The 18,027-nt window shown below is 36.7% G+C and carries 13 protein-coding genes and 1 pseudogene; 10 read left to right on the top strand and 4 right to left on the bottom strand.

Going from position 1 to position 18,027, the window contains the following annotated elements; translation table 11 throughout:
- The first annotated feature begins 142 nt into the window (after positions 1–142).
- Positions 143–3,214, top strand: coding sequence for a CUB domain-containing protein (locus AABK36_RS09380; protein WP_309939694.1), 3,072 nt, complete (start codon positions 143–145; stop codon positions 3,212–3,214).
- Between the two features lie 163 nt (positions 3,215–3,377).
- Positions 3,378–5,087: a hypothetical protein gene (locus AABK36_RS09375; RefSeq protein WP_309939693.1), complete on the top strand. Its 1,710-nt coding sequence runs from the start codon at positions 3,378–3,380 to the stop codon at positions 5,085–5,087.
- 123 nt (positions 5,088–5,210) lie between these two features.
- Here AABK36_RS09375 and AABK36_RS25405 read toward each other — a convergent pair.
- Positions 5,211–5,264, bottom strand: a pseudogene (locus AABK36_RS25405) (KxYKxGKxW signal peptide domain-containing protein); the annotation flags it as partial.
- Positions 5,265–5,276: 12 nt separating this feature from the next.
- Here AABK36_RS25405 and AABK36_RS09370 point away from each other — a divergent pair.
- Positions 5,277–6,845 carry an endonuclease gene (locus tag AABK36_RS09370; RefSeq protein WP_309939692.1) on the top strand — a complete coding sequence of 523 codons (1,569 nt, stop codon included), beginning with the start codon at positions 5,277–5,279 and terminating at the stop codon, positions 6,843–6,845.
- 106 nt (positions 6,846–6,951) lie between these two features.
- On the opposite strand, the gene AABK36_RS09365 is transcribed toward AABK36_RS09370, so the two are convergent.
- Positions 6,952–7,311, bottom strand: coding sequence for a hypothetical protein (locus AABK36_RS09365; protein WP_309939691.1), 360 nt, complete (start codon positions 7,309–7,311; stop codon positions 6,952–6,954).
- A gap of 688 nt (positions 7,312–7,999) precedes the next feature.
- On the opposite strand from AABK36_RS09365, the gene AABK36_RS09360 reads away from it, so the two are divergent.
- The 7 genes from AABK36_RS09360 to AABK36_RS09330 all read left to right on the top strand — a co-directional run bounded on the left by AABK36_RS09360 (position 8,000) and on the right by AABK36_RS09330 (position 15,861).
- On the top strand, positions 8,000–8,629 hold the full coding sequence (locus tag AABK36_RS09360; RefSeq protein ID WP_309939690.1) for a sensor histidine kinase: 630 nt from the start codon (positions 8,000–8,002) through the stop codon (positions 8,627–8,629).
- On the top strand, positions 8,613–9,335 hold the full coding sequence (locus AABK36_RS09355; protein ID WP_309939688.1) for a LytR/AlgR family response regulator transcription factor: 723 nt from the start codon (positions 8,613–8,615) through the stop codon (positions 9,333–9,335). Before AABK36_RS09360 ends, AABK36_RS09355 begins: the two co-directional genes overlap by 17 nt.
- A 119-nt stretch (positions 9,336–9,454) precedes the next feature.
- Positions 9,455–10,264 carry a hypothetical protein gene (locus AABK36_RS09350; protein ID WP_309939686.1) on the top strand — a complete coding sequence of 270 codons (810 nt, stop codon included), beginning with the start codon at positions 9,455–9,457 and terminating at the stop codon, positions 10,262–10,264.
- Between the two features lie 132 nt (positions 10,265–10,396).
- Positions 10,397–10,666, top strand: a complete 270-nt coding sequence (locus AABK36_RS09345; protein ID WP_309939685.1) for a hypothetical protein — start codon at positions 10,397–10,399, stop codon at positions 10,664–10,666.
- 2 nt (positions 10,667–10,668) lie between these two features.
- Positions 10,669–11,949 (top strand): vWA domain-containing protein, encoded by a 1,281-nt coding sequence (locus AABK36_RS09340; RefSeq protein ID WP_309939684.1) that lies wholly within the window; start codon positions 10,669–10,671, stop codon positions 11,947–11,949.
- 12 nt (positions 11,950–11,961) lie between these two features.
- Positions 11,962–13,077 (top strand): AAA family ATPase, encoded by a 1,116-nt coding sequence (locus AABK36_RS09335; protein WP_309939682.1) that lies wholly within the window; start codon positions 11,962–11,964, stop codon positions 13,075–13,077.
- 3 nt (positions 13,078–13,080) lie between these two features.
- Complete coding sequence (locus AABK36_RS09330) at positions 13,081–15,861, top strand: hypothetical protein (protein WP_309939681.1); 2,781 nt, start codon at positions 13,081–13,083, stop codon at positions 15,859–15,861.
- Between the two features lie 532 nt (positions 15,862–16,393).
- Here the strand turns inward: AABK36_RS09330 and AABK36_RS09325 are convergent.
- Both AABK36_RS09325 and AABK36_RS09320 read right to left on the bottom strand, forming a co-directional pair.
- The gene (locus tag AABK36_RS09325; protein WP_309939680.1) at positions 16,394–17,473 is read right to left on the bottom strand and encodes a leucine-rich repeat domain-containing protein; all 1,080 of its coding nucleotides are present in this window, start codon (positions 17,471–17,473) and stop codon (positions 16,394–16,396) included.
- Positions 17,451–17,963: a hypothetical protein gene (locus tag AABK36_RS09320; protein WP_309939679.1), complete on the bottom strand. Its 513-nt coding sequence runs from the start codon at positions 17,961–17,963 to the stop codon at positions 17,451–17,453. The genes AABK36_RS09325 and AABK36_RS09320 overlap by 23 nt, the downstream gene beginning before the upstream one ends.
- Positions 17,964–18,027: the final 64 nt, after the last annotated feature.

Below are 18,027 nucleotides of genomic sequence, written 5' to 3'. Positions count from 1 at the left end.
GTTCACAAGTAGATGTTAATTATATGTGACTATTTCACGGAAATTATAGCTTAGAGCTTCATAAAACACTCATTAGACAAGCTTATATTGTATATTTTTTTTACATTGCATTATTAGACCCTAATCACAAACAAGAAAATATATGAAAATAAAAGCTACTATTTTAGCTTGCATGATGGCTTTTCCCGTTTTCAGCCAAAAGGTTGAAAAGTGCGATCAGTTAAACAAAAGCAAGCAAATACTAAAAAATGCCAGCTCGCAAGAGTTAAAGCGAATTAAAGATGCGGAGTTTACTCTTGAGCAAGCGGCAAAAGACCTAAATAACGCTTCTTCTGCAAGCAGAGCCAAAGCTGACGGGATTATGAAAATTCCTATGGTATTCCATATTGTTCATCAAGGTGGTGAAGAGAACATCTCTGATGAGCAAATTAAAGAATCCATCGTACAAGTCAATGAAGATTTCAATGCTAGAAATCAAGGATTAGCAGATGTAGAAACTGAATTTCAGAATATTATTGCTAATGTTGGGTTCGAATTTTATTTAGCGAAAAGAGATCCACAAGGGAAGCCTACTACAGGAATCAACAGAATTTACACTACACTTAGCAGTAATGGGCAAAACCAAGAAATTCAAGATTTAATCTCTTGGCCTAGAGAAAAATATCTAAATATTTGGGTTGTAACAAGCTCTGATGGTGGCAGCGGATCCGCCTATGCTTATATACCTAGTACTGTTATTGACAGGCCATTAATTGATGGTGTGACAACTTCACATTGGGCGGTTGGACGTACAGGTACTGCCAGATGGACACATTACAAAATCTTAACGCATGAAATCGGCCACTGGGCAAACCTAGAGCACTGCTGGGGAAATGCTGAAAGATTTTCTGGCGCGGCCTGCAACGTGGACGACGGTGTTGCTGATACACCGCTGACTTATGGCAATGGTGGTTGTGGGGCACAATCTTCTTGTGGCAGCAAAGACAACTATCAAAACTTCATGGATTACGCGAATTGCTCCGTGATGTTCACTGAAGGGCAAAAAAATAGAATGAGAGCTGCTTTAAACTCAGATATATCAGGAAGGAATAACCTTCATACAACACAAAACCTTATAGAAACAGGAATATTAGACGCTCCGGCTTTAGCAATATTTGATCAAAGTTCAGATATAGTTAAACCTGGGAATTCAATAACCTTCACGGATCAGTCTATTTCTGAAACTGGCGCTAATATAACAACATGGAAGTGGGAATTTCCTGGTTCTGATACACCTGAATTCTCAGGTCAAACACCTCCGCAAATTGTTTACAATGAAGTTGGATCATATGATGTAAAACTTACTGTAACAAATAACTTGGGAGAATCTCATACGAGAACAATTTCTGACGCAGTTGTTGTGGAGAACTTTTTCGCAATGAGCAACTCAACTGTTTCCGTTTGCGAAGGTACATTTTACGATTCTGGTTTAAGAAGTCCTCATGAGAACAATGAAGACTATGTGATGACATTCACTCCTGAAGACGACACTAAAAAATTAGAGTTTGATTTTATTTCTTTTAATCTGGAAAAAGACGATGGCGAATGCTTTGATTATTTGGAAATCTTCAATGGCCCTGATGTCAACTCTCCATCTCTTGGTCTATATTGCGACAATAATGCTCCTAAAAGTGTTATTGCAAACAATTCTAGTGGCTCAATAACTTTCAGATTTCATTCTGATGACAATTCTTACAGCCCTGGATGGAAAGCAAATATTATATGTAGAGACAAAGACTACATCAGCACTGACATTATAATGGGCACAAAAAGCGTCACTTCATGCGATGGAACATTTTTTGATTCTGGAAAGAACACTAATTATTCTGACAGTGAAAATAGCACGCTTACTATTTATCCTGAAGGTTCTCAAAATAAAGTGAAAGTAGAATTTTTAGAATTCGAACTTGAAATGGGAGAGCAATGTGATTATGATTTCCTGACTATTCATGATGGTGAAAATCAAGGAGCTCCAATTATTGGTCGTTATTGTGGCAAGAATTCTCCCGGTAGCATTCTAGCTACTAATGCTTCCGGCGCATTGACATTTCATTTTGAATCTGATGGGAATACTAATTTCCCTGGATGGAAAGCAAATGTCAGCTGCATTACTCCTGATGATGTAGTAGCCTTGTTTGGTTCTGATAAAAAATCAACATGCGAAAACAGCAGTATTAAATTTGAAAACAAATCTATTGGTACAGTTGAAAGCGTAAAGTGGAACTTTGAAGGCGGCAGTCCTGAAACATCCACTGAAGCACACCCTACAGTGATTTACCCAACATCAGGAAGCTATAAAGTAGAACTTATCGTTTTCAAGGAAGACAAATCGGATACAATCAGTATTGAAAACTATATAAGAGTAGATGAATTGCAATCATTGCCGTTAAATCTTGATTTTGAAAATAATGAATCAATAGCTAATTGGGAAGTTATCAATCCTGACTCGGGACTTAAATGGGAGATAAACAACACGACAGGTTTCAACTCCTCATCAAGCCTCGTAATGAATAATGCTGCTAATGCTATTGTTGGAGAAATTGATGAAATTATCTCTCCTCCTCTTAATTTCACTAAAGCTGGAGAATTTATTGAGTTTCAACTTGCTTATACCAAGTTCAACGACTTTAGCCCTGACGTATTAAAGTTCTTCATCTCAACTGACTGCGGTTTGTCATGGGAAGAAGTATACAGTAAAACACATACAGAGCTTCAAACTAAAGAAGTTCCACAAGGAGAGTCAAACGATTGGGTACCTTCTTCGGCTAACGGAGATTGGAGAAAAGAACAGATTGATATTTCTCAATTCAAAGGCCAAGGCTCAGTTATGCTTAAAATTCAAAACGTTTCGGGTTACGGAACTCGCATATGGCTAGATGACTTGAAAATTGAAGCGACTGATAATGACGTTGTCTTAGGAACCCCAAATACATTAAAAGATTACAAACTTTACCCCAACCCTACTAACAGGATTATTAATATTGATGGAATGAACGATGAAATCAAGAACGCTAAAGTATACAGTTCTGTTGGTAGTGAGGTTACTTCGGTAGTAAAAACTCAAAATAAAAACAGCTTGAAAATTGACTTCAACAATGTTAGAGAAGGAATCTATATTGTTGTGATAGAAACAGCATCAGGCTCATTTACCGAAAAAATAATATTAAAGAAATAATTAATATTGAGGCTGCCATTAAAAAATGCAGCCTCTTTTTTCACCTTTTAAAAAATCTATTCCTCAATATCATTTTTGAAAAATTTGCGGAATTTTAAATAATCAAACACTGAGACATAAGATAAGTTGAAATAAATACAGTATGAATTCCACTTATCTTTAAATGCTTAAACAACAAATTGAATTAAAAAACAATGAAAGAAAAATAGCCAAAAGAGCTAATAGTTTAAGCATATCACCTCCATCAATTCCTTTGGAATCTTTTCCCGTACAATGCGCGCGGGTGCTCGTAGGACAAGAGGAATGGTATGGCAACAAATTGACAAAAAGCATTGCAGGCAAAAGACGCTTTGTAAGAACCAATATTCGCAAAGCGATCCTAATTCCCGATACCCAAGGCTATCCCCACCTAACCATTGACATAGACGACAGCACATTTGAAAGAAAAAAAGGAACGGTATCTCTATCCATTAGCCATATGCATTATTCGCCATCAAAGTATGGCAAACGGCTATTATTTGTCGAATCCAAAACTACCGGCGTATTTGAAGCAATAAACCCCACACCAGAAGACCTTCATTTGATAAAAACAGCAAACAACTGGCTGAAAAAGTCTAAATTAGGGTTAAGCATAGCCGAACCTGAATTTCATCCTTTACAAGATTCCGCCTCCACTACATTGTTGCCTTCTTTGACCTTTAGTCCTGCTGAAGACTCGCTTGAAACAACGAGTCATAGCATGCCCAACCTTGATTTGTTAACCATTGACGTACCTACTCCTCCGCATGACACTTCTCTGCCGTCATCAACCGATTCATCTCCCACTCCCGCCAAAAAGAAAAAAAAGAAGAAGAAAAAACCCGTCGCTGGAAGCGAATTTGAAATTGATGAAACTTTGCGTTTGGAAGAAAGTGTGAAATTCGCCAACATCCTCGACCATTTTCAAGTAGCAAAACTTGAAGATCTTTCAACAGAACACGTGGATTTTCTAGTGGATCATGAAATGAAAATGGTGGGCCATATTGCTTCAAAAGCGACTCGCTTGCAAGACATGATCGCTGCCAGAGGAAAGGAATTCAATAATGAGATAGCTCGATACTTCATTTCAACGCGTAAACTGGGCAAAAGAAAGAATGACTTGGAATTTCTAAGTTCATTCTTTGATAAACTTCATACTTCCATTTTACCCGAATTCAATGCCTACACCCTAGTGGATCTCATTCCCGAGTCTTTGCATAAAACATGGCATGCTAATAAAGATGAGCAAGCTCTATTTGATTTTTGCCTCAAGGTAACTTCCAAAGTCTATGAATTAATGCTTTGTCAACTCAGATGCAATGAAGCCAAAGACCGACTCATCGCTCTTCAACTAATTATCAAAGAACTGCTACCAGAATACAAAAGCTCTTATTTTGAAAAGCTATTCCTTTATTATGAAATGAAAAGGGCCAACCTGATGAAAGATCCTGCATCTGTTGAATTCATCTGCTCGCTCATGTACAACCCTGTGCTTATGGACTCTGAAGCCGATCAACAAGAAGCTATGTGGGACGGCCATTTCACTGAAATGAGCGAATGTGTTGAAACCACTTCAAAAGCGGTAATGACCACCATAAAACACCATCCTTTGCCACTTGAAAGAAAATTAAGAGCCATGCGCTTTCCAACGTTTGACACTGTGCTGGCTTCCGCAAGCTTCAGCGGTGATCAATTGCTCAGATGGAATGAAGAAACCAACATGACATTCTCTACTTTAATCGCACTCGCCAAAGATGTGGAAAAAGAACGTTCAACCCCTCTCGAAGCTATCTCTCAAGCAACTGGAAAATCCCGAAAAATGGCATCATCAAGCCCAAGAGCTAAAAAGAAATAATCTATTTTTCAAAATAATATCATTTAATAAACACTACTTTTTCTAATAACAATCAAATGACCAAATAAACACATTGTCAGCCACCACAGTAATATTCAAATAATGAAGGTTTGTTTAATTGCATCATAGAGCCAACAAGCTCTGCACTAAGCTTTTACCACATTTAAACATTTTAAACTTTCATTTATCATGAAACAATTTCTATTCATCCTCTTTCTGGCCATTAATTTCGGCGCTTTAGCGCAAGTTCCAAGTTATTACGATGATGTAAACATCAACGCTACAGGACTCAGCCTTAAATATGAACTTGCAAACAAAATCTCTTCAACACATACAACAAACCTGTCCTATACACCGGGTGTTTGGAATGCTTTGAAATCAACAGACCTTACCAGTTCGACATCTTCAAAGGTATTCTTGATTTATGGTTACAATGACTATGACTCTGATACCAAAAATGACAGAACAAGAAGCAAAAATGACAACGGTGGAGGATCCACTGACTGGAACAGAGAGCATGTGTACCCTAAGTCTTTAGCCAATCCTAACCTAGGAACTAGCGGAGCCGGAGCTGACGCTCACAATCTTAGAGCCTCTGATACTCGAATGAATAGCACTCGAGGCAGTCGAAAATTCGCTGACGGGAGCGGAAACTCGGGAGTCGTAAATACATATTGGTACCCTGGAGATGAATGGAAAGGCGATGTAGCCAGAATGATCATGTACATGTACTTAAGATACGGCAATAGATGCTTGCCTTCAAATGTAGGTATCGGTCAAACAGTAAGCAACGATAATAAAATGATCGCTTTGTTTCTGGAATGGAATGCCGAAGACCCTGTATCTGAATACGAGCTCCAAAGAAACCCAATCCTAGAAAACCTTCAAGGAAATCGAAATCCATTTATAGATAATCCAGCTTTTGCAACAGCGATTTGGGGAGGCCCTCAAGCGGAAAATAGATTTGGCAATAACAGTGGCGGTTCAAATTCAGGGACTTCAAACCAGCTTTTTATCTCAGAATATATTGAAGGATCCAGTTACAACAAAGCAATAGAAATCGTCAACCTCACTGGCGACAATGTAGACCTGTCCGACTATTCACTGAAAAAACAAATTAATGGCAGTGGAAGCTGGTCTGGGACTTATAGCTTATCAGGCACTTTAGCTCATGACAAAACATTTGTTATCTCTCATTCAAGCGCAACATCCACTATAAGAAACAAAGCGGATGAAACAAGCACTGGTGCGATGATATCATTCAATGGCAATGATCCTATAGGTCTATTCTACAATAATCAATTGATTGACATCGTAGGAAATTTCAATGGAGGAAGCTCATATTTTGGTAAAGATGTTACTTTGATCAGAAATAGCGACATTACAGATGGAAATACCAGCTTTAACAAATCATCAGAGTGGACTGCGAAAAGTTCCAACTACTCCAGCAATTTAGGGCTTCACAATTACAGCAATGGCAACGCCAGCAGAAAAAAAAATAACGCTCAAAACAGCGCAATAACTGAAATTCAAAAGAAAACAATATTTTATCCCAATCCAGCTAATGACATTATTTTTATAAATATTGACATACCACTGGAGTATTCCATTTTCAACAATGCGGGCCAATTACTCATCAAAAACGAGTTAAAGAATAAGCGAATCAATATTAACAACTTTAACGAAGGAATATATTTTCTAAAACTTGAAGGCGACAACTTTCTTATTACAGAAGAATTAATCATTAAAAGGGATTAAAACATAAAAGCGCTTGAGATTAGAGCTACACCTCTATTTCAAGCGCTTGATAAAATACTACTATTAAAACCTATAAATACGAAAAGATTAACTTGCTCTCTTCGCTTTATTTCACACTTTCAACCCCCTTTCGCTGATTCTCAAGAATCATCACCGCTATTCTAGCCAACAAATAAGTAAAAACTCCCATCATCGGAGAAATCGATGACACTCTCAAACCGGCGAACATAATCTGCGGAGAAACAGAACCTACCGCTGAAATAGTCTTAAATGCTTCATAAAGCCCTAGCATCTGCCCAAAAAAACCAAAAGCTAACACGAACAAGCTTAACTGATGAATCAATCGACTGACTTTAACCAACGACTCTTTTTTCATCATCGCATACACGCATAAAACGACAATTGAAATCATAATCAATGTAATTGGACCTGTGAAGATTACTCCTCCTTCGATAATTAAATTCATTTTCTTGTTATTTTAAAAATTAAACATGCCCAAGATTACAGATTTTGAAATCAACTAAATTTATTTTGCGACAAACGAAGCTGTATGAACTACTTTTAACCAATTTTAATCGACTAAGCTATTCAGAAATTAATTGCAGTCATTCGTCTAACGAAAAGTGTATTCTGTCTCAAAAACGTGTAAGTAACAATATTTTTTCACAATTTAATAAAAACTAAATTCTCAGAAACATATTATGCTCAAAAGCCTTAACTCTATCAAAAAACCAATACTTCACAGCCTATTTTGGGTAGGTGTTCTGGGTTTTTATATTCAATTTTTTTCCTATAAAAATGAAGACCTGTATTATATATTTCAATTCTCCACCCTATTAATGCCTATCACAATACTGACTAGCTATTTCTTTGGTCTATTCCTCATACCCAGATACCTGTTGCTAAAAAAATACGCCAAATTCGCCCTTTACTCTTGTTACAGTATAATTATCTCGACCAACTTCATATTGCTTTCCATTTTCGGAGCATTAATGATTCTCTCAAATGGCTCGTTTTCCTCCCTCCCCAACTTCAGTAAAAGTTATTTTGTGGTCTGCGCAAGCGTTTATTTTATTGTGCTGATAGTCTCTATTTACTATCTGTTTAAAAATTACCTTCACACCGAAAATGAACGAAAGAAACAGGAACAAGAAATGCTTAAAGCTCAACTGAAGCTAAAGAAACAAGAACTGAAGTATCTTAAAATGCAGATCAATCCGCATTTTCTTTTCAACACGCTGAACTCCATTTATGGATTCGCTTTGCAAAGAGCTGATGAAACACCTGATCTGATATTAAGGCTTTCGGGACTTCTAGACTATATGCTTTATCAAATAGACAAGCCTGAGGTCCCTATCTCGTTGGAGACCGAGCATTTGGCAAATTATATAGAGCTTGAAAAAATCAGACTAGAAGATAGCCTGGATATTTCTCACAATTTCGATATGCTTAATAATGAATGCATGGTTTCTCCCATGCTGTTCATTCCATTTATAGAAAATGCTTTTAAACATGGTCGAAAAGTCGGAAATAAATTAAAAGTATGGATTGAGCTTAGAGTGGATCAAAAAGAAATCAATTTCAACGTTAAGAACACCTATCATATTCAACATGAATCATCACAATCTGGAGGACTTGGATTGAATAATATTAGGCAAAGACTGAAAATATTATATCCGGATCGTCATCATCTAATCATTGAAAATAACCTTCAAGAACAGTATTTTCACATCAACCTAACTCTCCAAACCTCAAAAACAACATCCTATGAACTTTCCTATTAAATCGATAATAGTCGATGACGAGCCTACAGCAAGAAAAATCCTTGAAATACATCTTCAGAGCATCCCTTCTATCGAGCTTGTGGCCGTCTGTAAAAATGCGCTGGAAGCCTTCAAAGCTTTGAATGAAAATCAAATCGACTTGATTTTCTTGGATATTGACATGCCGGACATTTCGGGACTGAGCCTTGCCAAATCCATTTCAAATGACACAAAAGTAATATTCACGACAGCGCACAGAGAATATGCTATTGAAGGCTTTGAACTTCAAGCCATTGATTACTTGCTCAAGCCGATCTCTCTTGAACGGTTATTCAAAGCCGTGGAAGTATACAAGAAAAGGACCAGCACTCCAATCATTGAGACCAAAGATGACACTCAAATTAAGGACTTTGCATTTGTCAAATCCGATCGCAAAATGATCAAAATCAAGTTCAATGAAATCCAATACATCGAAAGCCAAAAAGACTATTTGAAAATATATCTGAACAATGAATTTATCATGGTAAGGGAAAGTATCAGCCACTTCGAATCAATATTGCCTTCCAAGCAATTTCTAAGAATACATCGTTCATTTATCATTCAAGTAAAAAAAATAGACGCTTATACACACGAATTAATAGAAATAAAAAATCAAGCTTTGCCTATCGGCAGGCAATACAAGCAAAGCGTGCTCGATCAGTTGAATAAGTTGCAATTATCATCATAACAGAAATGCTTATCATAATTGGTTTTTATGATTTTCCTCTTTATGTTTTTCCAGCGGAAATAAAATAGTATAAAATTCAATCGTGATTATATCTAATAAATTATTTTTTAAATAAACATATGAATATTAAATCCACTTTTTTGATCCCCAACGCTTTACGTTGGACTGTTCTTTTTAAAGGTTTTCTTAACGGAAAACTAATAGGCGTTCTAGTTCCATTTTTAATCTGCTTTAGCAGAGATTACGACAAGGTATTTTCCTATAGCTACAGGGAACGAAAGCCTCTTGACAATCTAACTTCACTATCCGATGAATATCGGATTGTCAACGGCTCTGTCACATCAAACCATGATCATTACTATTTAGAGTTTGAATACAAAGTGCCTGGAATAGACAAAACTTTTCATGGCTATTCTTACGATCATTCTTATGCCAACTTAACGAAACCGGGAGAGCCAGTAGTAGTGATATATGACTACAATACTCCTTCCGTGAGCAGAATAGACGGTTTACATGCCAATGAAGGTTATGATTTGATTTACATTAGCATGTTCCTTTTAACAGCTATGCTCTTGATTATTTTTAGACATATAATTGACAGAATGCCTATATTCCGAGCCCTGAAAAATTTTCAACTCAAACTAGCCATCCGCACAGTTAAAAGCATGAATAGAGATAAACATATCTATAAGTTTATCGATAATAACGACTATATAAGAATGCATCGGGCATTGGACAAAACAATTCAAAAGAAAGCTTTTGATGACACAGAAATTATTATAGTCAACCCAAAGACGTTTGAAGGCAGTGTACTGCTAAAAGAATTGCCTTCACCTATTTCTAGTTACGTCAAAAAACATCACAAAGAGCTTATCGATGAGCTTCTTGCTGATGAAACGACTCCGGAAATTATTTATGCTAATCACTAAGCTGTCTATTACTTTCTGTCTAACATGTTTCTCAGATTTACTTGATTCTCACAGACTCACCCCCTGTTTTCAGGGAGGTGATTCCAGCAAATAATAGTTAACTTAATCACTTTCTTTAGTAACTGAATAATTATGATGAGAAGCGTTTTGGTTTTGGCATTATCAAGTGCCATAATTTTTTTAGAAAGTTGCACAGGAGCTGAGCAAGCAAAGTGGAAAGGCTTTGGAACAGAGTTCAAAGTAGAATTATTAAACTGCGATGGTAGCGTCGCGCGTACTTGGACCAGCACAGGAAAAGTATTAAGCGAACCTACAAGTGATGGCTATTATTTTATGGACAAAGAATCAGGCGACCTGATTGAAATATCAGGCACATTGGTAATTACTTCGATTAATGATTAAAAATGACTCATCAAGAATTACTAGATGATATATCCCGAACAAGCATTAAGTTGCTGATGACCGAACCATTTTACGGGCATTTTTTTACCGGAATAGTCAAAAGCGTTACAACAGAAGCTGAGGAAGAGATGGGACTGAATACTGCATTCGTCAGAGCATTGAATAACTTTACAGTTCAGTTTTCAGTCAGCAAGTCTTTCTGGCTTTCTATACCAGCGGAACAACGATATGGTGTAGTGAAGCATGAGATTTTGCATGTAGTTCTTAAGCATATCACTTATAACAGAACAATGAAAATGCCGGACAGAGAACTTGCTAATATCGCTTTTGATATGGTTATTAATCAATATATCGAAAGAGATCAATTGCCGGACGGAGGGGTGTTTTATACAGACTTTAAAAAGATCGCAGATAGACTCTCAATTGACTTTCTGCCAGAGGAATCAGCGGATTATTATTACGCCAAGCTTTCCGAAATGCTTGACAAGACGTTAAGCTCGACTGTGAAAATTGATTCAAATTTAGATACCGATAATACTCAAAGATCTTTAAGAGAACTTTTGGACTCTGGAAAGCTCTCTACAAAGAATCATAAATTATGGGATACTTTTGAAAAGCTTTCAAGCCCTGAAAGAATGCTCTTGGAAGGCTATATCGATCAGGTATTAAAGAATACAATAGAGAGAGTTGGAGAAGGAAATATGCAAGGGAATTTGCCTGGGGATGTCTTAGAGCAAATAAATATTCTAAAGGCAAAGCTTAAGCCGAGTATTGACTGGAGAAGGGCATTGAGACTTTTTACAACGACTGGCTCAAGGACATATCTAAAAAATACCATGAAGCGTAAATCTAAGCGTTATGGTACGACTCCCGGTATAAAAATCAAATCCAAAAACCATGTAATGGTAGCTGTTGATACTTCAGGAAGTATGTCTAAGCAGGAAATAGAGTTGCTGTTTGGAGAAGTATATCATATCTGGAAAAATGGCGCAGAGATGACTGTCGTTGAGTTTGACACGATCATTCACAATGTTTACTCCTATCAGGGTGTTCCGCCCAAAGAGGTAAAGGGCCGAGGAGGAACTTGCTTTGACGAAGTCATTCGATTAGCAAACGATAAAATCAGACCTGATGTGACGGTATTTTTCACAGATGGATACGCTGATAAGATCAGAGTTAACCCTCGAAAGCCTTTGATGTGGATGATTACTCCCCAAGGAGTGAGCCAAGGGTCAAGAGAATGGAATCAATTAAAAGGAAGAGTCATAAAGATGATGGCTTAAATTCAAAAGAACATGGCAAAGCAACAAGATTATAATTATACATTTTACGGTACAAAAACTCATGCGACAGAAGTAATCGGATTTGTCGAGCATATTCTAAAAACCAATGAGCGACAAGAACAAAGAGCAAAGAAAAGAACTCCAATATGTATCTGGGGAACTCATGGCATAGGTAAAACTCAGATCGTAGAGCAAATAGCTAAGAAAAACAATTATGAATGGAGATACATCGCTCCAGCGCAGTTTGAAGAAATGGGAGACCTTATCGGCATGCCTATGATAGAAGACGGCAAGATGATTTTCAAAGCACCTGAGTGGGTTCCAACGGAAGAAGGCAAAGGAATTCTACTAATAGACGACGTCAATCGAGCGGATGACAGAATCTTGAGAGGCATCATGCAATTGCTTCAAAATTTTGAATTGGTCAGTTGGAAACTGCCTAAAGGTTGGGATATAATTTTGACAGCAAACCCTGACGGAGGCGATTACTCCGTAACGCCGATGGATGATGCAATGCTAACCCGAATGATGCATATCACCATGGAATTTGATCCAAAAGACTGGGCGCTTTGGGCTGAAGAAAATGAAATAGATTCACGCGGGATAAACTTTGTATTGACATACCCTGAGATAGCTATCGGAGATCGCACCACACCTAGAACCCTAGTGCAATTTTTTGAGACGATCAAAGACTTTAAGAATCTGCATGAGCATGTGGAAATGATCAAACTTTTGGCAGATGCCACAATAGATGAAAATGCCGTAACCAGCTTTATCTCCTTCATTAATCAAAACTTGGAAGATCTGATCACACCTGAAGATATCATCGAAGCGAATAACTTTGAGAAAAGAGTCTATGAACCTATCAAGGCTGTAGTTTGCAAAGAACCTTTCCGGATGGATATCATGGCAACGATTTGCACACGCCTTTTGAATCACTTAAGAGTAAAAACCGAAATTCTGAATATGGATCAGATTCAAAATATTCAGAAATTCATCAAACTGGACTATATGCCTAATGACCTCCGAATGACGTTCTTGCAGGATTTGGTAGCTTGTGAAAATCAATCTGTAAAAATGGTCATGGCAGACCCGCAAGTAAGTATTATGTTGTTGGAAAAAATGTAATATATGAGAGCTTATTCGATCAAATATAAAAAGGATATTGTCGGTCTGAAAAAAGTAGATCAAAGCATTGAAAAGTTATGGGTGTTTTACAAACCGATTACTGTTGACCAATTAGCTCATTGCTTTTCGTTTTTTCCTAATCTAAAGAAAATATTTATCAGCAATGCCACAGAGTTGAATGAACTTCCCAAAGAACTTTTTGGCTATAACGATTTGCTCGAACTGGATCTGACAAATACCAAAATCGATAAGCTAAGCAATGATTTTTATAAATTAAAAAAGCTTAATAAGCTGGCTGTATCTGGAGGATTTTTAAGTGAGATTTCATCAAAAATCTTTGAGTTGCCTATTGAGAGTTTGCAGTTTGAAAACTGTCGGTTGAGGGAATTTCCTTCAGGTATTTCCAAACTGAAGAGATTAAAATACTTGAGTCTGGAGAACAACAGAATCACCAATATTTCTGAAAATTGGGCTGATGGTTTTTCGGACACTATTGAAGTCATTAATTTAGCTAAGAACAAACTTCAAAGCCTTCCATTAAACAAAGATTTCAAAACACTTAAATCACTGAATATCAGCAAAAACAAAACACTAAGTTATTGGAATGATTCAAATTGCAAAATGCAATTTTTGACCGAATTGTTGTTAGATCGAAATAACCTGGAAGAAATCTCCTTTACTCAAAAGTACTCTTGCTTGAGTATATTATCAGCTAGCATGAACCCGCTCAAAAACTTCCCCAAAGGCATCGAAAATGCTTTAACATTGAGACGTCTGGAATTGCAAAATTGCGACTTTTCAAGCATACCTGATGAGGTCGAAAAGTTAGTTCAATTAGAAGAATTTTTCTTTGATAAAAACAAAGTAACCAGACTGCCGGATAGCATGTCAGGTCAACAATGGCATTGGGAGGAAATTTATTTCAATAACGAAGGAAATGAAATTCCTCTTAAAGCTTTTCAAAACCCAGAAGCCAAATCATTAATTCTAAATGGAGTTCAAAATCCTGTTTTTCCAAAAGAAATTCCTGACAACAGCCCAATCTTCAGAGTTGAAATGAATGATTGCAATTTGGATGAAATCCCTGATATCTTGACCAAGCTTCCTAAGCTTATGATTCTTCAGATCAAAGCTAATAAATTCACTTCTTTTCCAAAAAAATTGGCTGAATGCAAAGAGTTGACTTACCTCTATCTGGATGATAATCCAATGGACAGCTTCACAGGTTATGATAAAGTAAGAGAGCTGACCTATCTGTCTGTGAAAAGAGTGAAATGCGCTGGTCAAGCAGAAAATCTTTTAAGCACAAGAGCTTTGAATGTGGATGGTTTTCAATGGAAAAATATTGTGCCCAGCAAGAAGAATTTCACACGCTTGGCTTCCGCATTGGCCAAGTCTCCAATAGCCTATGAAAAAAAGGTTGAACTCCTAAAGTTTGCCAGCCAACATCCTGATCTTATCTTCCCATCCCTAACAGAACAAGATTGTATTAGAAATCTGTGCATTCGATTTCCCGAACTCGAAGAACCTAATAGAAAAAAGTTATTAAATAATCATAGTGCGGATAAATATATCGTCAATGAAAACTCTGTCGTGTTGGTCGCCGGTAAAACTTCTGCAAAGAAAACAGACATTAGAAATGCCTGCAAAGAACTCTCCGCTAAATATGTTACTAAATACTCAGAAAAGGTAAGTCATGTGATACTAGGCAACGCGCCAGTTGAAATGCTAGGCAAACCAATGGGACAAGTTACCTATCTGTCTGAATCAGCACTATTCAATCAGCTTAAGAGGTTAAGCCCGCAATTCTTAGAGGAATCAAATGATGAAACGCTACGACAAAATCTTTGGAATCTTCTCGACTCTCGACAGGACGAAAACATTCTCATGGCGGTAGAAATGATGAAAACAGGCGGTGTGCCTCAAGAACTCTATTACCCTATGCTATTTCTTTACAAAACGGCAGGAGGCAAAGGAATCAATGCATTGAAAGAATTGCTTAAGAAAACGCTTCCGGATCACCTTCAGGGAATCTTAAAAAGTCAATCTTCCATCTTTTGGACTGATCTGTCAAACAGTTCTTTCAAGCGCGAGCTTTCTTCCAAGCAGTTGAGAGATTATGGCAGTGAAAAAGAATCTGACATTGTCAAAAAGCTTAAGAAAAATGAAAGCAAGTGGACGCATGATTTCTGCATGTATTACGGGTTGGAATATTACAGGCATAGAGAAAGAGGCTTAAGATATCTGATGACTCAAGCAGAAATTGGACATCCTTATCGTTTGAAAGCTATTTCTATGCTACGCAAAGCCAATCATCTGAATTGGGCGAGTGCATATGGTTACGACGGAGACTGGTGGAGGGAAGGACAGAGTAATCGCAATCTACCGATTCCTATGCCCATTGAAATTGAAGATAAAGAAAATATCCATGAACTGAATTTGCATCATTGCAGATTGCATGAGCTTCCTGAAGATATTGAACAATTTACCGGCATTAAAAAACTGGATTTGAGTAAAAATGGCTTGAAAACACTTCCAAAAAGGCTAATTCAATTGGTGAACCTCGAAGAACTTAATATCTCAAAAAACAACTTCAATAAATTTCCAGAAGCGTTATTGGAAATGCCTTGGTTGAAAAAAATCATCATTGGAAAACAAAACCTCAGAGACTATAACTCGAAATTTGATTTGATTGAATTACCTAAAAACATTAAATTAAAACTACCTGATTGTAATATATTTTCAGGCCCAGTTCTTGAAGGCAATAATGATATTGAATTTTAAAAGGCCATGACCCTACTATATACTTTTTTGACGGTTTATACACTCTTTAATATTTGGGTGCTTAAGAAGATAAATAAGTTTCAATCATTAAGCGCGAAACAAAAAAGAATTCATATGATATTGATCTGGGTCTTTCCATTTTTTTGGTATTGGATTCTCACTCAAATTATTGGGGATGGAAAATCGAAAACCATGACCGTAAAAGAAAGAAAAAATTTAATCAAAAAAGGCCGTGGAGGATTTTATGAAAGCAAAAAAGCATTTGATTTTTACAGGTAAAAGAGACACTTCCTTCCACCCTATTTAAATAAAGTCGTTCACTTTTGTATTAAATAACGGTCCAAAATTCCTGCTGGTTCGTATCTCCGATGCGAACCAAAATGTCGAATTACATCATCAATAATCCTCAAAGATGGAATTCTGATAAATGCAGATTATAAGGCATGGATAGTCAAGCGAAAAGATTTGCATTAGAGGTGGTAAACCAGTTGGGATAATTAACAATGACCAACCTATCCTAATTTTCAATTATTTACCTGTCGATCAGATCAAATGCTTGTCGTACTTGGTCTTCCGGGACGATGAACTTGCTGTAGTCGTCTGTATCAATCAACAGGCGAGTTTGCTTATCGCCTTCTCTTGGCCAGAATGCTTCGGCAGGGAGAGCTTTCCATTTGAGAGGGTTGCCTCGTAGATCGAGCAGTTCGAGTTGTTTTAAGTCTCCGATTTCTTTAGGAAGAGATGAAATGTCATTAATTGACAATAATAAACGATTTAGGTTTTTCAATTGTCCTATTTGAGGAGGAATTTCAGAGATGCTATTTTCATAAAGATGTAAGGACTTTAAGCTATCCAGCTCATAAACAAAGTCAGGTATAGTTGTAAGTCCAGTATTTGGCAATGTTAATCTTTTTAGTCTCTTAAGATTGTCCAACTCCTTAGGAAACTCTTTGATCTTATAATTTCTTTTAAATTCCAACACTTCTAAGCTTTGACACTCTCCCAGCTTGGGAGAGATGTATTGGAGGTTGGGACAGTTCATGACATTCAGTTGAGTGATATTCATCTCGTTGATGTAATCTGGAATCTCTTCGATGAGTGTCTCATTAAGCATTAACTCATAAGGAATTGAATTATCTTCTTTGTAAAAATGAGGGAACTCTTTAAGAGGGGTTCTTCTTATCCAAATATCATTTACACTATTTGGTATTTTGAATTTGCCAATCATTTCGATTGGATTATTAATAAAGCTAATTTCTTCCAAACCTTCCATAGTAGAAATGGCTTGAGGAAGTTGAGATATTGTAGTGTTTCTTACATCTAAGAGTTTCAGACGTTTTAGTTGAAATATTTCTGGAGGTATTTGCGAACAATTCTTGTCCTTTATTGAAAGGATTTTAACAAAACCGTCAGGATTAATACTATATCTATACCTTCTGTCTAGAGTTTCAATATCAGTATTTGTGAATCCATATTTTTTTTCTAATATAGATATTATTTGTTGTTCTTTTTTAAGCTCATCGCTTGACTTATTAAAAGAGCATGACAATAGCATGCTCATTAATAGTATTATCAAATAAATAGTGTGTCTATTTGTTATAGTTTTTATCATCTCGATGAAAGTTAAGAAATTGTTGTTTTTTGTACATACCAAAGAGGATGTATTTTTCAAGCTTATCAAAAGTCATATCGTCATACTTTTTAATTTTAAGAACTGACATCATCTCCGCTGGAGTTTCATAGTCTTTAAAATAAAAATCCATATCCTTGGCAGTAAGTGTAAGCATGTCTTTTTCGATATCTCCCCACTTAGCTCCTTCAGGTGCATTGAAGATAGGTGTGAAGAAGTTTATTGCCAAGCTGTTAAGTTCGGATTGATTGCGCTCTACGTATGCTTTCCATGTATCGCTCTTTTCGGCAAGAATCTCATTAGGGTCTGAGATGATCATTTTCTGCATTTCATTCCACTTGTTGTCTTCCATGTATTGGAGCTGTTCTTTCTTTCCGCTATTGGTACTTGTATCAAACATCTTCTTGGATTCGGCAAATTTGTCTTTGATATCTTTATTCTCTTCAGGTTTTAGTGCAAGATAATTTAACAATTGACAATTAGCAATGGATAGTTAGTCTCCACACTTTCAAGTATAAAAATAAAGTTTAAAAGTA

It is taken from the genome of Aureibacter tunicatorum (assembly GCF_036492635.1).
In the GTDB taxonomy this organism is placed as follows: domain Bacteria; phylum Bacteroidota; class Bacteroidia; order Cytophagales; family Cyclobacteriaceae; genus Aureibacter; species Aureibacter tunicatorum.
The sequence above is the reverse complement of the archived record's forward strand: the minus strand, read 5'-3'. Positions and strand labels throughout refer to the sequence as shown.